The sequence below is a fragment of the Pseudomonas fluorescens genome, from assembly GCF_018614655.1.
In the GTDB taxonomy this organism is placed as follows: Bacteria; Pseudomonadota; Gammaproteobacteria; order Pseudomonadales; family Pseudomonadaceae; genus Aquipseudomonas; species Aquipseudomonas fluorescens_BX.
Map to the genome: position 1 here is coordinate 40,799 of NZ_JAGGOG010000001.1, position 22,352 is coordinate 63,150.

Genomic DNA, 22,352 nt, shown 5'->3' on the forward strand with positions numbered 1-22,352 from the left:
ACACCCTATCGATGAAGACAAACCCGAACAAACCCGTGAGCAGGTGATTTTTTGTTGTTGCTGAAACGTTTCATCAACGGTATACAAGCTAAACAACTCCAAAAAAGGCATCGCTCATGAAATTACTGCGCCCCCTTATTGCGTTCTGCGGTGTGGCTGCTACCACCCAGGCACTGGCCTGGGACTATGTATTGCTCGACACCGGCAAGGCCGCACAAGCGTTCAAAATCAGCAGCGCCGAGCTGGGAATCGATACCCAACAGCCCTTTACTGTGTCCCTGCGCAACTTGCATGGCGGTCGCCAGGAAGGCGTCAGCGTGATTGATATCGACAACGGTACGCTCAAACTCTCGGTTGTTCCGACCCGCGGCATGAACGTGCTCAAGGCGTCGGTTGGGGACGTGCGGATGGGCTGGGATTCACCGGTTCAGGAAGTGGTCAACCCGGCGTTTATCGAACTCAATGGGCGTGACGGCCTGGGCTGGCTGGAAGGTTTCAACGAATTGGTCGCCCGCTGTGGCTATGAGTGGGTCGGCCACCCCGGTGTAGACAACGGTGAAATGCTTACCCTGCATGGCCGCGCCGCGAATATCCCGGCCAGCAAAGTGACGCTGCATATCGATGAAAAGCCGCCGTATGCCATCCACCTCCGCGGCGAGCTTAAGGAGCAGGCGTTCAAGAAGGTCGACTTCAGCGTCGCCACCGAGCTGGTCACCGTGCCGGGCAGCAGCCGTTTCGATTTGAACGATACACTGACCAACAACGGTGACTACACCAAGGAATACCAGGCGTTGTACCACAGCAACTTCAGTACGCCGTTCCTGGAAGAAGGTGCGCGCTTCGTCGCGCCGGTCAAACAGGTCTCACCGTTCAACGACAAGGCCAAAGGCGACCTGAAGACCTGGGATATTTACCGTGGTCCGACCCGCGACTACGACGAAACCGTCTACAACGTGGTGCCCTACGCCGACGCCAAGGGCCAGACTTTAACGGTGCTGCACAACAAAGCCGGCAGCCTCGGTGTCTCGGTGGGCTTCAACACCCAGACCTTGCCGGTGTTCTCGTTGTGGAAAAACACCGACACCCAGGGCCAGGGCTACGTCACCGGCCTGGAACCGGGCACCAGTTTCTCCTACAACCGTCGCTACCAACGGCCGCTGAATCTGGTGCCGAAGATCGGCGCCAAGGAAACTCGCCAGTTCAACATCAGCTACAGCTTGCTCGTCGACAAGGCCGGAGTCGATCAAGCGATTGCACAGGTCAAACAGATTCAGCAGGGCCGCACGACTGAAGTGCGGGACACTCCGTTGGTGGACCTGAGCCGCTGACTGATTGTTGAGTGAAAACCGGTAAGGCACCGGCAATGCTTTACCGGGAAACACGTTAGAGAACGCGGTGAAGCCCCGTCTCACCGATTATGCGCGTCACTACCGGCAAGAACCGCTCAGTTATTGGCTCCCGACCACACCGATGATCCGCGGCCCAATCTTCAACTGCATGCAAATCATCCGAAAACCCGGCATCGACCATGACCTCCCCAATCGGGTAAACCCGTGGTAAACGCATAATGTGATTGCGTAGACATTGTGGGAATAACGGCTGGGCTCTGAGCCATGATGACCCAGGCTGTCACAATTCATCTGCTAGGGTCAGTTGGGTTAGATGGGATTGGCCCATACCCTGCAGGGAGCAAACAATGAAAGCCTTAAGCATTCCGATGATTTGCAATCGCATTGCAGTACAAGCGCCCTACTTCGCCTTTACTACGTTGGAAGGCGAGAACCAGACGATTCGTGGCGAATTCATACCCGAACAAGACACGGGATATGAAACGGGTCCTGTCGCGGTGGCCGAACTCGGTCGGCACTTGGCGATACTCGGCTCCTGCGCGGCGGTCATCCTGGGCACCGAAGAGAAAACCTATTATTTAGCGTCAAAAGGCCGGTTAAGCTTGTTTGGTAAACCCCAGCCCAGGGGCGAAGGTAAATATCATGCTACTGCGCAAGTCATTGCTCAGGACAAACGGACATTAAAAGTGCATGCGGTCGCGTCGGATGGCGTACCGTTCGCTCATCTCGATTGTGAATACACCATTTTATCCGATGCATTATTTTCAAAGACTTTCAGAAACTATCATTCAGCGCCTGTTCCCGTCCCAACGGTATCGCCTTATACGCAACCCATTGCTCTTGAATACGAAACCTCTCATGACCTCACCTTGACGGCGCGCAGCCAACCCTTGACGCCAGGTTGTTTCTCCGGCCATTTTGTTGAGTATCCAACTTGGCCCGTTGCAATCATTGCAGATACTGTTTCGCAGGTCATGAGTCGGTTATTGCACGATATTCTGGGAGAGCGTGTCCATTATCGAGTTGCTCATTTTGACGTTCAGGCATTGCGTCTTATCTCGGCATCAGATCCGCTGATTTTTCGTGTTGAATGTACCGTGGCGTCTAAGCTGCTCTCTCGCTATATGTTTTCTGCGCAGGTGAGTCGAGGAGATGTTGTGGCGGCGACGATGGAAATGGAAGTGTATGTCTGAAAAAGGTGCGTATCACGATAGCGTACTGCCAGATGGCGAGATTTAGCATAAAGTTGTTGGCTGGGTTAACTGGCGCGGCGACGGCCTGTAACCCTTGCCTGACCTTATTTTTGTGGATATGGCAATGACCCAAGAGCAGGTCCAGGCTATTTCTCAAAAAATCATAAGCGATATCAAGAACGCCAAGACCAAGTAATGCAATCCTAGCGAACAAGCCCGTCGACCCGAAAGAGGAGACGGGCTGGCGGGATATGCGACAGAAACCGGGAACGGCAGGCTTATGCGGAGCAGGTAATCTTTATGCTAGATAATGGATTGTGGGTTTAGGAAGAAGACGAATACGCAGTGCGTGTAATGACGTTGTCTATGCCCCCCCGCTAGACCCAGGATGAACATCCTGTATAGGCAACTATCTCATTTATCAGTGGCCTGCTGGAGCACCTATGTTAACAAGGGTATTTTTCGCTCATGCAGGCTTGTTGCTATCCGTCTTTAACTTTTCTCTGCTGTACTCAGCCAATGCTTTTTCATTGCGCCACTGACGGCGTAAAGAACGGATTTTCTGAATCGCGCGCTTAGTGGTATTGATCCAGCCAGTGGGTCTGGGGTCTGCCAACATACTGAGTGCCCGAGCATAATCCAGTGCCAGGCCGGGAGTCCAGGCCATGGTTTGCGCACGCTTTCGGATTTGAATGGCAACCCATAACTCCGGCGTGGTGAATATTTTCCCCAGAATACGATATAGACCGTAATGCCCCCAGATACGCCCTACCGCCCCTTCCAGAGCGGCTTCAAGAACTAGCGTTACGCTACTGGAGCAATTGCGATTGGTGAGATTATAGGTCGTATCCTTACTATATTCTTCCCAAAAGTTACGCAAGCGCTGTTGGTCATAATTACGTATTCGTACTTTAACGGTAGAAGGGCACCATTTCTGCGATTCCGTGAGGTAATCGGACTGGAACTCTCCCGGCATATTATTATCTTCGGTGGCTCGCAACATGCGCATGAACTCGTCAGGTGAGTGGTCGATATCCTCCGCTGGGTATAGGCTAACATATAGGCCATCCGGTGCTTCCAGTGCGGCATGCCCCGTTGAGATCACCCCATTCTTATCCACTGCAGCTATGTAACGTTCTATCAATGGACGGTGCACAACTTCAGCATTAGCCACACCGGTCGGTGTCCATATATGCACAATAAGGCTCGGAACATTTTCTTCTGGAGGACCTTCCCACTCTGTTTGCGCTTTGCCACTTTGCTGAGGAGGCGGCATATGAATATCAACACTTAGCGCAGGATTAGATACCAGCCGGCGGACTCGGCCAGAGACAAGTAACATATTCCAGCCAGCAAAAAATAATCCCAATCCGAGGCAGTAGGGTACGGTGCCGATATAATTTGTCGGGTAGGGTTGATAGAAAAAGATAGCCAAAGCGATCTCGACCCCTCCTCCGAATATTGCAATACGCCAGGTACGGTAGCGGACAACATAAGCGGAAATAATCTGCAGCAATCCATCCGCTAAAAACAGAGTGCCAAATATCATCGAAAGAATAAAGTTTCCGTGGTGATGGCCAGCCAGAATCAATGATGCTGCGATCACAAAAGAGAAACCTTTCAGGTACCGAAGTTTTCGTTGTCCGCCAATCCCGCTGCGAGCGACGATCAACGTCGCACTGCCCTCAATCAACAGCAACCATGCGAAGGGGTTTATCGGAAAATACAACGCGTCATCAAGCGCATCGATGAACACTACGCCCCCTAAAAGCATACCGACAACCCCAATGACTTTCAGGGTGCGCCAATATGAACGGAGATAATCCACACCTAATAAAAGTATGACCAGCCTGACCATTACACAACCCTCTCCATTAATATCAACCTATCAAGTCTGCAGCGCTCACTTCCAAACTTTACTTTTCCGTAGCAATAACAATAAAAACATCCCACAAAGTAGCGCAGCAAGGAAAGGTAAACCGTGAGTCGACAGCGACATCGCCATACCACCCAGAGCAGGCCCAAGCAAGGCCCCTACTCCCCATGCAATTGACATGGCTGCGTAAACTCCTGTCAATTCCCCTCCTTTAAACTGTTGCCCTACCAGAGTAATCATAACGGTGTAGATACCAACGAAGATGCCACCCCAGAAAAAAAGTAACGTATAGGCCAGCCAAAATTGCGTAAGCGCCAATGGCCATACCAAGGCACCCAGCGTTGAGAGTAGCGTCAATACCACCAATAAATTCTGACGATTTACTCTGTCCGCCAGCCAACCTATAGGCAGTTGCAACAAAATAGCCCCCAGCAACAATACCGAAATCAAAAGTGTAGCCTGGTGCTCTACCCAACCCAGACTCATTGCATATAGCACCAGCAAATTCATGCCTGCGGCCTCCAGTGCGCCGTTCAGTGCAGTGGCGGCCATAGCTAATGGAGCTAGTTGAAAAAAGCGCCAAAGAGAGAGTGATTTATCCTCTGCAAAGACTGTATGTTCCAATTGGGAGAACAGGATTATCACCGCCGCCATCAAGGTAATCAGGGCGCCAGCGATAAAGGCATTACTGTCTGAGCTGGAGTTCCAAGCAAGAATCACTGGCCCCAAGGCAAAGCCAAGTGAGAGGCTGGCTGTGTAGATTGCGATGGTTTTTGCCCTGGCGACTTCAACAGTCACCTGATTCAGCCAAGTCTCCGTCACGACGAGAATGATCTCGGCGAAGATCCCTAAGCCTAGGCGTAGAGCAAACCAGAAAACAATCGGGGTGAAGGGAAACAATAACAAGAGCACCAGGGTAGAAATCAGGGAGACAAATAGTAATGTTCGAGGGGGAACTCTTCGGCAGAGCGAGGGCAAGAAAGGTGCAATGATAAACACCCCTACAGCATGCATCGCCGCATTAAGGCCTACTGAGGTTTCGCTATAGCCCGCACTCGTCAACTTAAGGGCAATAAGTGGCGCACTCAGACCATAGGTAAGGCCAAATATCATCACCGCAATAATAACTTGAGCCTTGCTTCTCAACGTCCCCACCACCATAGTTGATATTACTCTTTATATTATAAGTTCTCTTGACCTGTTCTATGGGAAAAACAGAACGAATGACATCCTCAGTTATCTATCACATGATCAATGTATATTGACGTTGGACTCCATCTACGCTAGCCCAATTTCCTCATCGTGCAAGTTAATGAAAGCCACTTGGACGCGCGCGCCCTGAAAGACAGAGCACCGCTATCCTTTGGTAAAAGGGATAGGCAAACGACTCTGTGTATATGAACTGGACAAGGCCGAGGCATTGGCGTGAACGCTTACAACCTCAAGCGAGCAATTAGCGTGCTCGGAGCCCGCCAGTTGATGGCGCCAAGGGGCTGAAAGACCTTTTTTCGTCTATTGAGGGCTGGCCCTGGCCACATAACACGCGCCGCAACTGATCCTGCTGGACGTCTCGCTGCCGGATCTCGACGGGCTGAAGGTGCTGTAACCAGCATCCGCCGTAGGTGGCCACGAACGCCAGAGTGCTTGAATCAAGACCTGTGCAGGCCTACCCTGCACACGGAAAAATCACCCTCTGCGTCAGGAAGACCTTAAATGTGGGATGGTAGCGTTACCTTTGGCGACTCATGGGCCGGCTACATTGGCCGTGCGGATCAAAATACTGCCCACTCCCATGTCGCCATTCAACTGTGTATCGGTGTGCATCAGCCGGTCACCCTGGAGTTGCCCGGACAGTTGATGCGCGCGGCGGGGGTGATTATCGGCCCCAACGTCGAACACCGTGCGGTGGCCGACACTCATCCGGTGGCGTTTGTATATGTCAGCCCTGACACTGCCTTGGGCCGCGCGCTCAATGCATTGCTGCAAGACAACGGCGTCGCCCTGGCCAGTGAAGAATTGCTGGAATGCTTTCGCCGCGCCACATCCCTCCCGCACTTTGTCGACGGCCTTTCACGTTTGCTGGCGATTACACCTCCTATAGACCAGCGCCTCTACAAAGCCTTGAATATTCTGCGCCTGGACCGCGACGGACCCGGTTCCGTCAGCCGCGCCGCGAATGCAGTCGGCTTGTCCAGCCCGCGCTTGCGCTGCGTCGCGACTCACCAGATGGGGGTTTCCCTCTCCCAATGGATCATCTGGAACAAATTGGAGCGCGCCTCCAAATCCCTGGCAGGTGGTTCCACCTTATCGGACGCTGCGGCAGACGGCGGCTTCTCCGACCAGGCGCACCTGGCCCGCATGATGCGCCGCATGATTGGCATGACGCCGCGCACCGCAGCCAAGGTTTTGCGCAAGACAAGCGTTTCGTTCAAGACGCAGTGATATCAAAACGCCAATATCAATCGCCTCTTATTCGCAAAATCGTTAAGCGCTGATTGCCTCTGCCCAGAGCACCTCAGCGCCACCGAAAGTGAATACAAAAGTGTTCGCCCGGCGCCCCCGTGCCTGTGGTTCGGCGAAACGCACCGTTAACTCTTTCGATGAGTCCGCAGGAAGCGTCTTACATGTCAGAACAGCAAAAATTAACCATCCTTCTCACGGGAGGCTCAGGCGTACTGGGTGAGTCACTGATCGACTGCCTGGCGGATGACTTCCACCTGGTCTGCCTGGCGCGCAAAAGCCGCATCCGCCATTTGCGGGTGGAAGTGCTCAAGGGCGATATCTGCAGCCCTAAATTGGGATTGGCCGATGACGCATATGAAGCGCTGCTCAAGCGTGTTGACTGGGTGATTCACGCCGCAGCGGTGACCCGCCTGGATGGCGATATCGACCAGATATTCTCGGTGAACTACCTGGGCACCGAAAACGTCGTGACCTTTGTGCAGCAAGCCAAGGTGCCGCTCTATCACATCAGCACCGCCTTCACCCATCCCTGCGACTATTACGAAGGCGTACAAGCCGAAACGCCTTACGAGGTCGCCAAGCGTCAGGCCGAAACCCTGGTGCGATCGGCCGGTATTGACGTGTCGATCTTTCGTCCATCCATCATCATCGGCGACGCCGACAGCGGGCATATGCCCAACTTCCAGGGTTTTCATATGACCATGGGGCTGATGATGTCCGGATTGTTGCCCATCGTGCCCTGCCCGCCTGCCGGCTACATCGACTTGATCGCCCGGGACGTCGCGGCGCGGGCCATTGCCAACGCGTTGCGCCAACGCTTGATCGGCGAAGACTATTTTCTCACCAGCGGTCCGCAGGCCCTCGACCTCACCGACCTGCTGAACCTGATGTGCCAGTCCATGGAGGCCCAGGCACAACCGTTCACGCGGCCACGCTGCATGGCACCGGATATTTACGAACGGTTAATCCGCCCAGTGTTTTTACCGGCGCTGACCGGCAATATCCAGGCCGCACTGACCCGCGCCACCCAACTGTGCCGCTATGCCTGCCTGCGCACGCCGCTGCCCACGTCGTTGCCGCAGTTGCTCGGCGAGCCGGCGTTCAGTGCGCGCAATGTCAGCCGTGAGTTGTTGTTGTCGCTCAATCACCTGGCACCCAAGTTGGGTGCATTGACGCGCATGCTCAAACAGCCGGCGCCCCCCTCCACAGAAGCGAACGCGGCATGAACCCGATTGTCATCGAACCCGCGACCGACGTCGAACAGATCGGCCAATACTTGCGCCAGCACGTGAATTTGGGCTACGCACGCCTCGCCTCGCTGATGAACCTACCGACCGAGCAATCCAGCCGTGGCGTCTACATTTATGACAGCCAAGGGCGCCAGTACCTGGATGCCGGCGGCTACGGTGTGTTTTTCCTCGGACACGGCCACCCCGTGGTCGTCGAAGCCGTGACCCGGCAGCTGCAGCAAAACGCTCTGGCCAGCAAACTATTGCTCAACCCCCAACAGGCCTTCGCCGCGCAAGCGCTGGCCGCGCGCTGCCCCGGCAACCTGGACTATGTATTCTTTTGCAACTCCGGGGCCGAAGCCACCGAAGCCGGCTTGAAACTCGCGCGCCTTAATGGCTGCCGCCGCACGCTGTCGACCCTCGGCGGCTTCCACGGCAAGACCCTCGGCGCCCTCGCCGTCACCGGCCGCGAAAGCTACCGTGAGCCGTTCAGCGGGCTGCTCAGTGAAAGCGAGTTCGTACCATTCGGCGACAGCGCCGCGCTGGAACATCAGTTGCGCGCATCGTCGGACAAAGCCTGTGTGATCCTCGAACCGATCCAGGCCGAAGCCGGTGTGATCCTGCCGCCTGCGGGCTACCTCAGGCGCGTGCGCGAGCTGTGCGATCAATATGACGCAGTGCTGATTATCGATGAGATCCAGTCCGGCTTGGGTCGCACCGGCCACTGGTGGGCCTGCGACCAGGAACAGGTAGTGCCCGACATCATGCTGGTCGGCAAAAGCCTGTCCGGCGGCTGCGTACCGGTCAGCGCCATGGTTGCCAGCGCGGCGATCTACGCCCCCTTCAACCGCAACCCCACGGTGCATACAACCACCTTTGGTGCCAACCCGCTGGCCATGGCGGCCGTGCAAGCCACGCTACACGTGATCGAGCAAGAAAACCTGGTGGAGCGTGCCCGGCTGATGGGCCAGGACCTGCACGCCCGCTTCAATGCGCTGTTGCAGCAAATGGGCTTGGCCGAGCGCGTCAAGCTGCGCAGTGCGGGCTTGCTGCTGGGCTTTGAATTCACCGACGCCTCGATCGCCGCGAACATGGTCATGGCCCTGATCGAGCAGCGAATCATTGTGTGCCACTCACTCAACGACCATAGGGTCGTCAGGCTCACGCCTTCACCGTTGCTAACCGCCCAGGATTGCAATCGGTTGATCGAGGGTTTCGCCCAGGCGCTCGCTACCTCTATCCCATCCCTTTGAACGGAACTACCCCCATGCAAGCAGTCAATGTTCAGGCGCACATTCCCCATGCCTGCGCTGATGAAGTTTTTGCCGTGATCAGTGACTTCAGCAACTACGTCGAGCTCTGCAAATCGGTGCGCAATATCACCGTCAATAAAGTCAGCGAGTTGGTGTCGTTCACCTCTTGGGAAGTCAACTTCCACAGCGGCATTCTCAAGTGGCAAGAGCGCGATATGTTCAACCCCGCCACCCGGGAAATCCACTTCGAGCAAATGACCGGCGATGTCGATCACTTTTCGGGCACTTGGCACGTCCTGCCGGACGGCAAGGACGCGATCATTACGTTTGAATCGCGCTTTGACCTGGGCCTGCCGATGCTCGCGGACATGCTCGACCCTGTGGCCGAACAAGCCATTCGCGAAAACATTCATTCGATAATCTCCGGTTTGTTCCCGGCGAGCTACTTGAAGGCCTGAGCCATGTCACTGTCATTGTTGAATCGCTCGCGTGCCGCGCTCCACCAGTACGCCCCAGGTTTTGACGAGCGCCTCGCGGCCATCGTGCTCGCCGACCGTGAAGGGCCCCACAGCGAAGTCATCGCACTGTTCAAGGAATACGGCCCGGTAGGGTTGCTGGTCAGCCACGCAGCCGGTGGACTGGGTGCGAGTATTCTCGAGGCGGTGCATGTGCAGATCGCCCTGGGTGCCCGCTCACCCTCGCTGGCGGTAGCCAGCACCATGCACCAGTTTTCCGTGGCGAGCCTGTTAGCGCTCACCCAAAACGGCGGCGGCGCCGAAGGCCTTTTATTGGCCGCCGTCGCGCAAAAGCGCTTGCTGCTGTCCTCGGGGTTCGCCGAGGGCAATTCGGGGGCCGGCATCCTCGACTCGGCCATGCGGGCGGCACATACCCCTGAGGGCGTATTGCTCAGCGGCAGCAAAAAGCCCTGCTGCCTCGGGCGGTCGATGGACTTGCTCACCGCCAGCTACATTCGCCAAACCCCAGAGGGCGAAGAGCTGATGGTCGCGTTGATTCCCGCGAATGCACCGGGCATCAGCCGCTCCGCGTTCTGGCAGAACAGCGCCTTGGCCGCTGCCGAAAGCATCGAAGTGCGCCTCAATGAAGTCTTCGTTCCTGAACGCATGCTGTTTTCCGCCGGCTATACACACCAGCTAGGCGACGTGCAGACCGTTGGTTTTATCTGGTTCGAGCTGTTGATTTGTGCCTCCTACGTGGGTGCCTGCGCAGGCTTGGTCGAATCGGTAACAGACGCCGCACGCTGGACCGCCCACCACCGCGTGGACCTGGCAGCAGACCTGCAATTGGCGATCAGTGCGCTGGAAGGCGCGGCCCTGGATATTGAACGTAACCCACAGGACTTGCCAAACGTGCTGGCTCGTCTGCTGCTGGTGCGCTACGGCATCGAACAACGGCTTACTCAGCTCTCGGACCAGGCCCACGCCATGTTGGGCGGAATGGCGTTCATCACCAGCAACCAGAGTTCCACCGGATTGATGGCCTGTCGCGGCTTGCAGTTCCATCCCCCGGCGAAGATCTCAATGGCGACCAACCTCAATACTTACCTGTCTGACTCAACCTTCAGCATCACCGGAGCAAACTCATGAACCTGCTTGGAAAAACCATCGTGATCACCGGCACCGCACGCGGTCTGGGCTATGCGGCGGCCTGCAAGCTCAAGCAACAGGGCGCCACGGTGATCGGTCTGGATATCCTTGCGCCGCTAGAACCCGGCTTGCTGGATGCGTTTTATCAAGTCGACCTGGGCGACCGCAGCGCCTTGATGGCAGTGATCGACGCCATCAACATCGACTTCGGCGACATCGATATCCTGGTCAATAACGCCGGCATCCTGACCCTGGAACGCGGCGAAACCGGGGTCACCGATGAGGTTACCCGCGCGGTGGATATCAACCTGTTCGCGCCCTGGCAGCTGGTTTCAGGGTTCTTGCCGGGACTGCTGCGAAAGCGCGGCAAAGTGATCAACGTGTCGTCACTGTTCGCCTTGGTGAATGCGCCCTACGTGGCTGCGTACGCCGCCAGCAAACGTGCACTGAGCGCTTATTCGGACGTGCTGCGCATGCAATATCGCGGACACCTCGACGTGACCACGGTGTACCCGGGGTTCATCGACACGGCGATCCACTTACCGGCCCAACGGGTGGGGCTGTCGGTCAAGCGCCTGGTGACCTTCAAGTGGGGTGACAAGACCCTGCTGTCCCTGGAAGAAAAACTGGATGCCGCCGCCGCGGGCCTGGTTCGCGCCTGCCACAAAAATGGCTTGCGCAACCGTGGCCTGACCTTCATGGGCACGCTGGCGATGTACACCGCGCGCAGCGTGCCAAGCGTAGTCGACGCCTTTATTGCCCTGCGCCTGCGCACACTCACGCGTGGCGGTCACCTGGCACTTAAACCTGAACTGATCGAGTAAGCGGCTGAGAATGGCCAGACAACTGCACCCCAAGCCCTTGGTTCGCCTCGACCGCGCCTTGTTCAAGGCCCGGCCGGGAGAATCATTGCTAATCATCAGTTACGCCTTGAGCCTTTATCTGCTGCCACTCGCGCTGTTTGTATGGGTGGCGAACTCGGCGCCCACGCCGTGGGTGCTGTTGTGCTCACCGCTGGTGGTGCTGGCGGGATATGGGTTGTTTCTGCAAGCGATCCTCGGGCATGAAGGGTTCCACTTCAACTTGAGCGCGGATCCTATGCACAGTTGCTACCTGGCGATCGTCGCCAGTTCGTTGCTGCCGGGATTCTGTGTGACCGGTTACTTCGTCGACCACTGGCAACACCACCGCTACAGCAACACCGAGAAGGACCCGGACTACCGGCTCTTCTCGCGCTATCACACGTTGGCGAGCCGCATCACCCTGTCGCGTTTAATGGCCACCCTGAGCTATATGCGGGTTACCTGGCGCCTGGCGTTCGGGCCGCTGAGCAGTCCCTCGCCGCTGCCTTTAAGCGCGGCGCAGGTGCAACGGCTGGCCCGTTGCAATATCGCCTGCCAGGCCGGCTGGCTCGGGCTTTACGGGCTGGCCATGTGGTGGGTCAACGGGCTGCTTCTTGGGTTTTTCCTGAGCCTGGCGGTGGCGTTTCTGATCTCCGCGGTTAATGCCTATCAGGAACATGCTTTCAGCGCAGACCATGAACAGCCCCCGGCGCGTTCGCGAACCTCGTGCCTCAATACCTGGCTGCACGCCGGTTCGAATTTTCACCTGGAACACCACTTTTACCCCGCAGTTCCATGTTGGAGATTACCCAAGGTGCACCGCCAACTGCTGGACGCGGAGTGGTATGCGGACCGGCAACACCTACTGGAAAAGCACTTCGTAAGGTCTTTCAGGTATGCCTCCAGTCACCACCCATACCGTGGAAACACGGTGAACGACACACATCCTTAATTTCCCAATGGATTTCCCGCTTGAACCTTCAGGCCGCAGGAGCACATATGCCTTTTGATATCGATTGCCACATTGAAACCGAGCGCGAACAGCTGTTCGGCCACCCGCTGTTCGCGAACATCCGCACCGTTGAAGACGTACGCGCACTGATGGAGTTTCATGTGTTCGCCGTATGGGATTTCATGACACTGCTCAAGCGCATCCAGCGCGACCTCACCTGTGTGGAGTTGCCTTGGGTGCCGCCGGTACATATCACCGCTGCCCGTCTGATCAATGAAATCGTGGTCGGTGAAGAAACCGACGAGCACCCTGATGGCGGCTTTATAAGCCACCTGGACCTGTACCTCATGGCCATGGATGAAATCGGAGCCGACAGCACGGTGTTCCGCCGTTTCCTTGCCGACATTCAAGCCAAGGTCCCCCTGCCCCAGGCCCTCAACAACCGAGATATTCCACTGGCCGCCAAAGTGTTCATGTGCCAGACCCTCGATGTTGCACAACACGGCTCGACCGAAGCCGTACTGGCGTACTTCTTCTTTGGCCGTGAAGACATCATCCCCGACATGTTTGGCCGCCTGCTTTCGCAATGGTCAGTCAGTGAAAACGATGTGCCGATGCTTACGTATTACCTCAAGCGACACATCGAAATGGATGGTGACGATCACGGCCCCGCAGCCAAGCGCATCATCGCGGAAATCGTCACCACACCCGAGCAACACCTGCACATGGTCGAAAGCGCCAAGACCGCAATCAACTCACGGATTGACCTGTGGGATGGCGTGCATCAGTTCCTGCTGGAAAAGGCCCAGCCCATTCCGGACCGCACTGTGCGTGAGGTTGAACACAGTTTCTAAGCCCGCTTGAACACAGACGCGCAACACAGGGAGTACCACATGACCAAAGGCAAGCTGATAAAACTGACGCTGTGCGGCGTCGTGGTCGGGGGGTTGCTGCTGCTCGGCTGGCAACGCTGGCAGTATTCGAACACATACGTGAGCACCGACAATGCGGAACTCGATGGTGTGATCATTCCGGTGCGAGCCAAGCTTTCGGGTGTGGTGGTGAGCGTGCCGGTGATGGACAACGTCATGGTCCAAAGCGGTGATCTGTTGTTTCAGCTCCGCGACAGCGAATACAAATACCAGTTGGAGCAGCGCGAGGCACAATGGCAAGCATTGCTCGCCGCCGCCGGGCGCGGTGGTGGCCCAGGTGCGCTGGACAGCCAGATCCTCGGAGCAGTTGCCATGCGCCAGGCTGCGCAGGCGGCCATGGCTCAATCGAACGCCAACCTTGAGCAGGCGCGCAATGACTACCAGCGTGCCCGTCGACTGGGCGCTCAAGGGGTGTTGAGCACCCAGGACCTGGAACTGGCCAAGGCGCGTTTCGACGCCCTGAGCCATGCCCAGGAGGTAGCCCGCGGTAATGCCCAGGCCGCGGCACAAAGCACTTTGGCTAACAAGGCCGAGCTCAAAGTGCAGGACTATCGGATCGCGGCGGCGCAAGCCGAGCTGGAACAAGCCAGGATCAAGCTGCACGACGCCCGCCAGACCGCACCGATGCGCAGTATTGTCTCGAAAAAAGAGGTGGAGCCCGGCCAGTTCGTGGTCGCCGGCCAGAAGCTCTTGAGCCTGATCGCCACCGAGCCGCTGTGGATTACCGCCAACTTCAAGGAGACTCAAGTCGGCCGCGTGCGCGTCGGCCAGAACGCCAAGGTCACCGTGGATGCGTTCCCCGAGCATGCCTTTGAGGGCATCGTCGAAAGTGTGGCGCCGGCCACCGGGGCGAAGTTCTCATTGCTGCCCCAGGAGAATGCCACGGGTAACTTCACCAAGGTGGTGCAGCGCGTGCAGGTGCGCATTGCCCTCAAAGGCGTGCCGGATGACTACAAGCCGTTGTTGAGTCCCGGCATGAGTGCCTTTGTCGAAGTCGCCACGCAACACACTGGCAGCCAAACGTTATGAGGTCGGCGTACCTGATTGCGTTCACCGTCACGCTGGTGTCAATGATGGAGTTGCTCGACGTCACCATTGTCAACGTGGCTATTCCCAGCCTGATGGGAACCTACGGTGCGTCGGTCGATGAAATCTCCTGGGTCTCCACCGGCTACGTGGTGGCCAACGTAGTGATTCTGCCGGTCAGTGGCTGGCTGTCCGCATGGTTCGGGCGGCGCACTTACTACATCGTGTCCACGGCGGTGTTCGTGCTGGCGTCCCTGGGCTGCGCATTTTCCGCCGAACTCTGGCAACTGGTCGCGTTCCGGGTGCTGCAAGGCCTGGCGGGCGGCGGTTTGCTGGGGATCTCCCAGGCGATCATCTACGACGTTTTTCCCAAGGAAAAAGTCAGCAGCGGTATGGCGTTGTACGGCGTGGGGGTGATGATGGGGCCCACCTTGGGCCCGACTGTCGGTGGGTACCTGATCGACACCTTGTCATGGCACTGGATATTCCTGATCAACCTGCCGATCGGCGCGGTGGCCTTGCTGCTGTGCTGGCTGTGCATCACTGATTCGCCCAACGAGCAAAAACCCAGCAGCGTGGATTACAGCGGTTTCTGCCTATTGGCCCTGGGGGTCGGTAGCCTGCAGATCCTGCTGGAGCGCGGCGAGCATTGGGACTGGATGGAATCCAATTGGACCGTCGCCTGCCTGTTGCTCAGTTGCTTCAGCCTGGCGGGTTTCCTCTGGTGGGAACGGCGTGCGGCCAACCCTATCGTTAACCTCGCGCTGTTCAAGAACCGCGAGTTCCTGATGGGTTGCATCTGCGCGTTTTGCGTGGGCTTCGGGCTGTACAGCACCTTGTTCATGGTGCCGCTGTTCCTGCAGACGTTGTTGGCGCAAAGCGCCTACCAGAGCGGGTTGGTGATTTTCCCGGGAGCGGTGGCCAGCGCGATCAGTACGTTGCTGGTCGGCAAGCTGTCCCAGGAAAACAAGATCGACGAGCGCGTGTTCGTCACCGCAGGCATCGTCATGTACTGCTACGCCATGTACCTGCACACCCAGTTTACCCTCGACAGCAATCCCGACACGCTGTATTGGCCCTTGGTGATCCGCGGTCTGGGCCTGGGCATGATCTTCGTGCCACTGACCAACCTGGCCATGCGCCGCCTGCCGCTGACACTGATCTCCGGCGCCTCGGGCGTATTGAACCTGATGCGCCAATTGGGCGGCAGTGTCGGCATTGCCATCGCCGCCACGCTGCTCACGCGCTTCTCATGGGAGCGCTATCGCCTGCTCTCCGAACATGTGACCGAGTCGAGTCTCATCGCCAGCGGCTGGGGGGGCGTGGAATCCAACCCGCTGTTCCTGTCCCTGGGCGTGGAGAGCCGTCAACAAGCGCTAGCCCTGATGCCTTACCTGCAAACGCATGAACAAGCGCAAATGCTGGCGTTCAGCATGCTGTTCGGCATCTTGGGGGCGGTCATGTCCATCGGTATTCCCATGGTGCTGATGATGCGCAAAAGCACCCTCAGCCGATAAATTTTTCAGTGGAGCACACTCCCTTGCGTATTCCAGGGCTGCATCTCAAACCCAACTCTCTGCTCACTCCCGTTTGCTGGCTGGCACTCGCCTGCTGCCCGGCACAGGCGTCGGCAGAGGACTTGTACCAGCTGTACCAGAAAGCGCTGGCCCATGACATGAAGTTCGCCGCCGCACAGGCCCAACAATTGGCTACGGCGGAAAAAGAACCGCAAAGCCGCGCCAACCTGCTGCCGAACCTGTCCATCACCGGCGGCGCGGCCTGGGTCGATGCCGAGGATTCGTCCGACTACCATCGCAATCGCAATAACACTAATGCCTACGCGGTGGTCCTCACCCAGCCGCTACTGCGCTGGCAGAATGTAATCGCACATGACCAGAGCAAGCTGTTAATCAGTGCCAGTGAAGTGCAGACCGAACAGTCGCGACAAGACCTGATGCTGCGCGTCGCCCGCGCCTATTTCGATGTACTGCTCAACCGGGAGCTGTTGAATACCCGCACGCAACAGTTGCAAACGCTACTGAAGAGCCAGGATCGCAGCCGCCGTTTGCTGGCCGACGGCGCCGCCACCGCCAACGCGCTCGAACAGGTGCAAGCCCAGTACGACCAGGCTTTCTCCGAACAGATTGCCGCACGCGGCGCGCTTGACCTCGCCAATCAAGTCCTCACCCAATTGACCGCAGCCCAGGCGCGCCCATGGTCGGGCAAGGAGCCGCAGTTCAGCGTGCCGGTGCCCGCCGCTATCGATGATTGGGCCCACACCGCGCAACAAGGCAACCTCGCCGTGCAGGCGGCGCAGATTGCCCGGCACCTGGCCGAAATGGACATCGACAAGGAACGGGCCGGCCACTTGCCGACCCTTGATCTGATTGCCGCACATGGCCGCTTTGCCTCGGTCGGCGGTGATGTGTACGACGTCACGCTGCCGGAGAACCGCTATAACCAGACCGTGGTGGGGGTCAAACTGAGCGTCCCACTCTACGCAGGGGGCAGCACCAGCAGCCGCGTACGCGAAGCACACGCGCTGCTGAGCAAGGCGGTGGATGAGGTAGAAGATGCGAGCCGCAGAGCCGGGCTGATGGCGCGCCAGGCCTACCTGCAAGTGACCAGTGGGATGAGCCAATACCAGGCTCTCAAGCAGGCGCTGAAATCCAGCGAGGTCAACCTCGCCTCCGTGACCCACGGCTTCGAAGCCGGTTCGCGTATAAACACCGATGTGCTGGATGCCCAACAGAAAGTCATCGACACCCAGCAACGCCTGGCGCAGCAGCGCTATGCCATTCTGTTGGCCCAGTTGAACCTGTTGGCATCGACCGGCAACCTGAACGACGTGCGTCTACATGAAATCAGCAATTTGCTGAACTGAGGCTTGCTGACGCTCTGAGCGAAAGCCGTGGCGATCGAGGCGGTGAAACGGCTGCTCAGGGGCGATCGACAAACACGGGTATATTGACCAGATCCTGCAACTCCCAACCCTTGTGCGGTTCCTTGAGCACTGCGCAGATCACTCAAGCTACAGCGGGATCGGCCAATCCCTTCAGGAGTTGCTATCGGCTGTAATTTCAACCGATAGACGAAGGCTGGAGAAAGAATAGGCATACAGGTTCAGGTGTAAAGAAATCGGCCCGTTGTTGACTGCCGCGTTACGCTTTCTGGAGGGCCTATATCCCTGTGAGCGAGATGTCCGTGTCCATCTTCGCGTGACACACCGCCAGAATTTCATCCGCCAGCGCCGAGTCGTCAGGGCAGGCGCGCGATAACATGATCGCACCGACCCCGCGAGCCAGCAGATCAATCATTTGCTCTCTAGCGTCACCCGCTGGCACATCCGGCCCGGTCGGGTATTTTTCGCCGAGAATATGCAGCATGCGCTCAATGCCTTCAGCGAATGCTGACTTCAAATCGCCAGACTGACGCGCAGCGTCGCCGCACAACGCCGCCATGGTGCAACCCATGGCGCGCCCGTCGCGATGATCCCTGGACACATACACATCGATGAAATCCTGGAGGCTCAGTGCTTCAACGCTGAGCAGCGATTGCGCAAGGCTGTTGGCCGAGGCCTCAGCCATCAGGTCGGCCTTCGAACCGAAATGTTTGTAGAAACCGCCATGGGTGAAACCGGCAGCGGCCATTAAGTCGGCCACGCCGACACCGTCAAAACCACGTTCGCGAAACATGACCGAGGCCGTTTCGACGATGTGTTCCCGATTTGCCTGGGCCTGGGCCTTGGTCACTCGCATGTTCGATACCTCGTTAGCGCTTGGAAAATCATGGGGCCATGATACATAGATGCCGATCATAATCAAAGTTGTTGACAGTTTAGATTTCGATCATCATCCTAAATGCCAGCGATATGAAATTCGCCTTTGACCCTTCCACGCTCTACGGCGGTGGTGCGGCGGGCTACATCGACTACCCGACGCTTGGCGAATCCAGTGCTGTCGCGAACCAGGCACAGGCTGATCGGGCCTGATTTTGATCACGCATCCATCCCCATCCATGTTCCCGAAAAAGAGCTGACATCATGACTACTCGTCCTACCGTTCTCATCACTGGCGCTTCCACCGGCATCGGCTCGGTTTATGCCCAACGTTTCGCCCAACGCGGGCATGATCTGGTGTTGGTCGCTCGCGACCACTCGCGCCTGGAAACGCTCGCCGCAAGGTTGCGTGACGAACACAACGTCGCCATTGAGGTGGTTCCCGCCGACCTGACTCAACTCAGCGACCTGCTCATTGTCGAAGCACGCCTGCGCAATGACGAACGCATCGGCATCCTCGTTAACAATGCCGGTGCCGCGCAGTCCGGTACCTTCATCGAGCAAAGCACCGACAGCGTTGCACAACTGGTGGCCCTCAACACCACTGCGCTGGCGCGACTCTCCAGCGCCATCGCGCCACGCCTGGCCAAAGCAGGTGAAGGCGCAATCATCAACATTGGTTCGGTGGTGGGTCTGGCGCCTGAATTTGGTATGTCGGTCTATGGGGCGACCAAGGCGTTTGTGCTGTTCCTTTCCCAAGGCTTGAGCCTGGAACTTTCGCCTCAGGGTGTTTATGTGCAAGCCGTGTTGCCCGCCGCCACCCGCACGGAGATTTGGGATCGCGCCGGTATCGATATCAATACCTTGAGCGAAATCATGGAGGTGGATGACCTGGTGGATGCTGCACTGGTCGGCTTCGACCGCCGCGAACCGGTGACCATTCCTCCGTTGCAAGAAGGCGAGCGCTGGGATGCCCTGCAAGCCGCGCGTCAGGGTCTTTTGTCGCAGATCAGACAGTCCACCGTGGCGCAACGCTATTTGACCCAAGCCTGAACCCTGTCGAGCAGGTCGGCCTCGCCCCGCAATCGGACGGAATAAACATGGCTTATTTGGATAGAAGCAATCATCCAGATTCACAGTCGTCATTTACCAACGCGGCCGGGGCCTCCCCCTTCTCACTCCACCGACAAGAGCAACTGCAACATGAAAGCATTTTTTATCGACCGCTACGGCAAGCAGAACGGAATGATTGGCGAAGTGCCCGACCCTGCGGTCGGTGCGCATGACGTTCTAATCCAGGTGCATGCAACGAGCGTGAACCCGTTGGACTCGAAGATCAGAACCGGGGAATTCAAACTGATCCTGCCCTATACATTTCCATTGGTATTGGGCAATGACCTGGCGGGTGTGGTCGTTCGCACAGGTTCGGCGGTGAAGCGATTCAATCCAGGAGACGAAGTCTATGCACGCCCTCCCGAGGACCGGATCGGGACGTTTGCCGAGCTGATCGCCGTGAACGAAAACGCGCTTGCGCCGAAACCCCGGAACCTTGACATGGCTGAAGCAGCGTCTGTCCCCTTGGCTGCCTTGACGGCCTGGCAGGCGCTGGTTGAAACCGCCCAGGTGAAAAAAGGCCAGAAGGTGTTGATTCATGCCGGATCCGGCGGTGTCGGCACGTTTGCCATCCAACTCGCCAAACACCTCGGCGCCTTCGTTGCGACGACCACCAGCACGGCGAATGTCGAATGGGTGAAGGCGCTCGGGGCGGATGTGGTCATCGACTACAAGCAGCAAGATTTTGCTGCCGAATTACACGATTTCGACGTGGTGTTGAACAGCCTGGGCAGCGATGTACTGATGAAATCAGTCGAGGTTCTCAAGCCCGGCGGACAGCTCATTTCCGTCTCAGGACCACCGACAGCAGAATTTGCCCAAGAGCAAGGCCTGTCCTGGATGCTACGGCAAATCATGCGCCTGCTGAGCAGCGGTGTTCGTAGAAAAGCCCGCAAGCATGGGGTGAGCTATGCATTTTTGTTGATGCGTGCCGACGGGGTACAACTGCAAAAAATCACCTCGCTTATCGAAACGGGCACCATCAAACCGGTCATCGATCGTTCCTTCCCTTTTGAATCGACTGCAGAAGCGTTGCGGTACGTCGAACAGGGCAGATCAAAAGGCAAAGTCACCCTAACCATCAAATAAGCGCACTACAGAAAATGTCCGTCGGTAACGTACATGCCGCCAAGTATCACACTCCAGCGCCTGAGCCAGAGGAGCAGCCACCGCACAGCAGACACATACAGGAGTAGTTGCAACCGGAAGTCGCACCTCTGGAAAAGCCAATGATCATTTGGCGTAGCTTGATGCTTGAGCAGTAACGGAAAATGGTTGAGGCCACTCCTCAATCGCAATAATGCTTACATCGCCACACGCTCGTAGCGAGTGGCAAGTTTGCATCAAAAGCGGATATAGACTGAACGTCCGCTAATAGAATATTGGCCGCCGAGGAGACGTTGCATCCCCTCGGCGGCTCGGTGTCAGGTAAACAGATCGACGCCCAATTGGAAGGCAACCCACAGCGCGAGGCCTGTGGCAAAGAGCAGCGCGATGTTTTCAAACAGGTTGTTGCGATATTTCTTGTCCAGCAGCGACTTCTGGTTGGACATGATCAGCAGGCCCAGGGAAATGACCGGCAAGCCAATGATGTTCAACGCGCTGACACCAATGGTCAGCGTCACGAAATCCGGCATACCTGGCAGCGACCAGATCAACGGCGTCACGAGGATGAACAACATGAACCATTTGTGCATCGGATCATGATGAAACTCTTTGCCGTACTTTTCGCGACGTTCAGGACGAACGTGCTGGAAGGCATCAGTAATCAGCATCGGGAACGCGGTGGTCTTGCCTGAAATGCTGGCAAACAGTGTCGCGAACACGCCGATGAAGAACACATACCACCCAATTGGGCCGAAGAAAATTTCCAGCGCCTTGCCCAGGTCGCCCAAGGTCTTCACTTCGATGCCGTTGGGTCGCAGGATTTCTGCGCCAACGATCCAGATGGCCAGGTTGATGACGATCCCGACGAACACTGCAAACAGCAAATCGTTACGTTGAACACGCTTGTGCTGCGGCCCTACCCAACCCTTTTGGCGCATGACATACGGATGCACGAAGTTGGCGATGGAGCCTGCAACCGCGCCGATAACCGAGACCGCCACCAGCAGCGCGCCATGCACGCCTTCATCCGGCGGGATGCTGAAGCCTATGGTGCCTTTGACGATACCGACGACATCGGGACCGGACATCACGGCCAACGCAATGAAGGCCAGAGTCATGATCGCCAGTAGCACCTTCATCACGCCTTCGATCATCGAATAAATATTACGACCCACCAGCATCCACACAGCGAGTACCACCGCCAGTGAACACAGCAGCGGCTGGTCGATTTTCAGCAGCATCGCCAGCGACTCACCCGCCCCCTTGATCATGTAGGCATTCATCAAGTGCCCCATCAGCAGGGCGTAGACGAGCATGAACCAGGCGAAAAAGGGGTTCAACTGCGCATAGCCTTGCAGGATGGTCATGCCCTGGTTATTGCACAACTGGAAGCGAGCGATGATGTTTACGATCAGGTATCTCAAGAGCAGAGAAACCGCCAGCACCCACATCATCGCGTAACCGTAATTGGCACCCGCCACGGATGACGTGATCAGGTCACCTGCGCCCAGCCAGGACAGTACGGCGATGATTCCGGGGCCCAGCAGTTTGAGTATTCGTGAAAATCGATTTTGTGCGGGCGCTGCAGCCTGGCCTTCGACGGAACGAATGCTCGTCATAGACGGTATCTCCATT

19 protein-coding genes are annotated in these 22,352 nt (G+C 57.2%); 15 read left to right on the forward strand and 4 right to left on the reverse strand.

The annotated features are described in order from the left end of the window. Nucleotides 1–116: 116 nt before the first annotated feature. Both J7E41_RS00170 and J7E41_RS00175 read left to right on the forward strand, forming a co-directional pair. On the forward strand, nucleotides 117–1,328 hold the full coding sequence (locus tag J7E41_RS00170) for an aldose 1-epimerase family protein (RefSeq protein ID WP_214989402.1): 1,212 nt from the start codon (nucleotides 117–119) through the stop codon (nucleotides 1,326–1,328). A 368-nt stretch (nucleotides 1,329–1,696) separates the two neighbouring features. Further along, nucleotides 1,697–2,542 (forward strand): hypothetical protein, encoded by an 846-nt coding sequence (locus tag J7E41_RS00175; RefSeq protein WP_214989403.1) that lies wholly within the window; start codon nucleotides 1,697–1,699, stop codon nucleotides 2,540–2,542. Between the two features lie 466 nt (nucleotides 2,543–3,008). On the opposite strand, the gene J7E41_RS00180 is transcribed toward J7E41_RS00175, so the two are convergent. Together J7E41_RS00180 and J7E41_RS00185 are read right to left on the reverse strand one after the other, a co-directional pair. Continuing rightward, nucleotides 3,009–4,400, reverse strand: coding sequence for an HdeD family acid-resistance protein (locus J7E41_RS00180; protein ID WP_214989404.1), 1,392 nt, complete (start codon nucleotides 4,398–4,400; stop codon nucleotides 3,009–3,011). 45 nt (nucleotides 4,401–4,445) lie between these two features. Continuing rightward, nucleotides 4,446–5,579 (reverse strand): MFS transporter, encoded by a 1,134-nt coding sequence (locus tag J7E41_RS00185; RefSeq protein ID WP_214989405.1) that lies wholly within the window; start codon nucleotides 5,577–5,579, stop codon nucleotides 4,446–4,448. Nucleotides 5,580–6,131: 552 nt separating this feature from the next. Between J7E41_RS00185 and J7E41_RS00190 the strand changes: the two genes are divergently transcribed. The 11 genes from J7E41_RS00190 (at nucleotide 6,132) to J7E41_RS00240 (ending at nucleotide 17,603) form a co-directional block, all read left to right on the forward strand. Further along, entirely contained in the window at nucleotides 6,132–6,860 is a 729-nt protein-coding gene (locus J7E41_RS00190; RefSeq protein ID WP_214989406.1) for a helix-turn-helix domain-containing protein, read from the forward strand. 182 nt (nucleotides 6,861–7,042) lie between these two features. Next, nucleotides 7,043–8,107 carry an SDR family oxidoreductase gene (locus tag J7E41_RS00195; protein ID WP_214989407.1) on the forward strand — a complete coding sequence of 355 codons (1,065 nt, stop codon included), beginning with the start codon at nucleotides 7,043–7,045 and terminating at the stop codon, nucleotides 8,105–8,107. Beyond that, complete coding sequence (locus tag J7E41_RS00200) at nucleotides 8,104–9,363, forward strand: aspartate aminotransferase family protein (RefSeq protein ID WP_214989408.1); 1,260 nt, start codon at nucleotides 8,104–8,106, stop codon at nucleotides 9,361–9,363. The genes J7E41_RS00195 and J7E41_RS00200 overlap by 4 nt, the downstream gene beginning before the upstream one ends. A gap of 14 nt (nucleotides 9,364–9,377) precedes the next feature. Then, on the forward strand, nucleotides 9,378–9,821 hold the full coding sequence (locus J7E41_RS00205) for a type II toxin-antitoxin system RatA family toxin (RefSeq protein ID WP_214989409.1): 444 nt from the start codon (nucleotides 9,378–9,380) through the stop codon (nucleotides 9,819–9,821). A gap of 3 nt (nucleotides 9,822–9,824) precedes the next feature. Then, nucleotides 9,825–10,967 carry an acyl-CoA dehydrogenase family protein gene (locus tag J7E41_RS00210; protein ID WP_214989410.1) on the forward strand — a complete coding sequence of 381 codons (1,143 nt, stop codon included), beginning with the start codon at nucleotides 9,825–9,827 and terminating at the stop codon, nucleotides 10,965–10,967. Further along, nucleotides 10,964–11,791, forward strand: coding sequence for an SDR family NAD(P)-dependent oxidoreductase (locus tag J7E41_RS00215; RefSeq protein WP_214989411.1), 828 nt, complete (start codon nucleotides 10,964–10,966; stop codon nucleotides 11,789–11,791). The genes J7E41_RS00210 and J7E41_RS00215 overlap by 4 nt, the downstream gene beginning before the upstream one ends. Before the next feature lie 10 nt (nucleotides 11,792–11,801). Beyond that, complete coding sequence (locus J7E41_RS00220; RefSeq protein WP_214989412.1) at nucleotides 11,802–12,761, forward strand: fatty acid desaturase family protein; 960 nt, start codon at nucleotides 11,802–11,804, stop codon at nucleotides 12,759–12,761. Between the two features lie 47 nt (nucleotides 12,762–12,808). Further along, complete coding sequence (locus tag J7E41_RS00225; RefSeq protein WP_214989413.1) at nucleotides 12,809–13,615, forward strand: DUF3050 domain-containing protein; 807 nt, start codon at nucleotides 12,809–12,811, stop codon at nucleotides 13,613–13,615. A 39-nt stretch (nucleotides 13,616–13,654) separates the two neighbouring features. Continuing rightward, on the forward strand, nucleotides 13,655–14,722 hold the full coding sequence (locus tag J7E41_RS00230) for an HlyD family secretion protein (RefSeq protein ID WP_214989414.1): 1,068 nt from the start codon (nucleotides 13,655–13,657) through the stop codon (nucleotides 14,720–14,722). Then, nucleotides 14,719–16,236 carry a DHA2 family efflux MFS transporter permease subunit gene (locus tag J7E41_RS00235; protein ID WP_214989415.1) on the forward strand — a complete coding sequence of 506 codons (1,518 nt, stop codon included), beginning with the start codon at nucleotides 14,719–14,721 and terminating at the stop codon, nucleotides 16,234–16,236. The genes J7E41_RS00230 and J7E41_RS00235 overlap by 4 nt, the downstream gene beginning before the upstream one ends. Nucleotides 16,237–16,259: 23 nt before the next feature. Then, complete coding sequence (locus tag J7E41_RS00240) at nucleotides 16,260–17,603, forward strand: TolC family outer membrane protein (protein ID WP_214989416.1); 1,344 nt, start codon at nucleotides 16,260–16,262, stop codon at nucleotides 17,601–17,603. Nucleotides 17,604–17,898: 295 nt separating this feature from the next. Here J7E41_RS00240 and J7E41_RS00245 read toward each other — a convergent pair whose 3' ends face one another. After that, nucleotides 17,899–18,477 carry a TetR/AcrR family transcriptional regulator gene (locus tag J7E41_RS00245; protein ID WP_214989417.1) on the reverse strand — a complete coding sequence of 193 codons (579 nt, stop codon included), beginning with the start codon at nucleotides 18,475–18,477 and terminating at the stop codon, nucleotides 17,899–17,901. Nucleotides 18,478–18,761: 284 nt separating this feature from the next. On the opposite strand from J7E41_RS00245, the gene J7E41_RS00250 reads away from it, so the two are divergent. After that, on the forward strand, nucleotides 18,762–19,550 hold the full coding sequence (locus J7E41_RS00250; RefSeq protein ID WP_214989418.1) for an SDR family NAD(P)-dependent oxidoreductase: 789 nt from the start codon (nucleotides 18,762–18,764) through the stop codon (nucleotides 19,548–19,550). A gap of 150 nt (nucleotides 19,551–19,700) precedes the next feature. Next, nucleotides 19,701–20,699: an NADP-dependent oxidoreductase gene (locus J7E41_RS00255; RefSeq protein ID WP_214989419.1), complete on the forward strand. Its 999-nt coding sequence runs from the start codon at nucleotides 19,701–19,703 to the stop codon at nucleotides 20,697–20,699. Between the two features lie 335 nt (nucleotides 20,700–21,034). On the opposite strand, the gene J7E41_RS00260 is transcribed toward J7E41_RS00255, so the two are convergent. After that, nucleotides 21,035–22,336: an Nramp family divalent metal transporter gene (locus tag J7E41_RS00260; RefSeq protein ID WP_140893153.1), complete on the reverse strand. Its 1,302-nt coding sequence runs from the start codon at nucleotides 22,334–22,336 to the stop codon at nucleotides 21,035–21,037. Nucleotides 22,337–22,352 lie beyond the last annotated feature (16 nt).

Bases quoted from the DNA above. Each gene is read 5' to 3' on its own strand.
- J7E41_RS00170 (WP_214989402.1), top strand. From the start codon at position 117: ATGAAATTACTGCGCCCCCTTATTGCGTTCTGCGGTGTGGCTGCTACC.
- J7E41_RS00175 (WP_214989403.1), top strand. From the start codon at position 1,697: ATGAAAGCCTTAAGCATTCCGATGATTTGCAATCGCATTGCAGTACAA.
- J7E41_RS00180 (WP_214989404.1), bottom strand. From the start codon at position 4,400: ATGGTCAGGCTGGTCATACTTTTATTAGGTGTGGATTATCTCCGTTCA.
- J7E41_RS00185 (WP_214989405.1), bottom strand. From the start codon at position 5,579: ATGGTGGTGGGGACGTTGAGAAGCAAGGCTCAAGTTATTATTGCGGTG.
- J7E41_RS00190 (WP_214989406.1), top strand. From the start codon at position 6,132: ATGTGGGATGGTAGCGTTACCTTTGGCGACTCATGGGCCGGCTACATT.
- J7E41_RS00195 (WP_214989407.1), top strand. From the start codon at position 7,043: ATGTCAGAACAGCAAAAATTAACCATCCTTCTCACGGGAGGCTCAGGC.
- J7E41_RS00200 (WP_214989408.1), top strand. From the start codon at position 8,104: ATGAACCCGATTGTCATCGAACCCGCGACCGACGTCGAACAGATCGGC.
- J7E41_RS00205 (WP_214989409.1), top strand. From the start codon at position 9,378: ATGCAAGCAGTCAATGTTCAGGCGCACATTCCCCATGCCTGCGCTGAT.
- J7E41_RS00210 (WP_214989410.1), top strand. From the start codon at position 9,825: ATGTCACTGTCATTGTTGAATCGCTCGCGTGCCGCGCTCCACCAGTAC.
- J7E41_RS00215 (WP_214989411.1), top strand. From the start codon at position 10,964: ATGAACCTGCTTGGAAAAACCATCGTGATCACCGGCACCGCACGCGGT.
- J7E41_RS00220 (WP_214989412.1), top strand. From the start codon at position 11,802: ATGGCCAGACAACTGCACCCCAAGCCCTTGGTTCGCCTCGACCGCGCC.
- J7E41_RS00225 (WP_214989413.1), top strand. From the start codon at position 12,809: ATGCCTTTTGATATCGATTGCCACATTGAAACCGAGCGCGAACAGCTG.
- J7E41_RS00230 (WP_214989414.1), top strand. From the start codon at position 13,655: ATGACCAAAGGCAAGCTGATAAAACTGACGCTGTGCGGCGTCGTGGTC.
- J7E41_RS00235 (WP_214989415.1), top strand. From the start codon at position 14,719: ATGAGGTCGGCGTACCTGATTGCGTTCACCGTCACGCTGGTGTCAATG.
- J7E41_RS00245 (WP_214989417.1), bottom strand. From the start codon at position 18,477: ATGCGAGTGACCAAGGCCCAGGCCCAGGCAAATCGGGAACACATCGTC.
- J7E41_RS00250 (WP_214989418.1), top strand. From the start codon at position 18,762: ATGACTACTCGTCCTACCGTTCTCATCACTGGCGCTTCCACCGGCATC.
- J7E41_RS00255 (WP_214989419.1), top strand. From the start codon at position 19,701: ATGAAAGCATTTTTTATCGACCGCTACGGCAAGCAGAACGGAATGATT.
- J7E41_RS00260 (WP_140893153.1), bottom strand. From the start codon at position 22,336: ATGACGAGCATTCGTTCCGTCGAAGGCCAGGCTGCAGCGCCCGCACAA.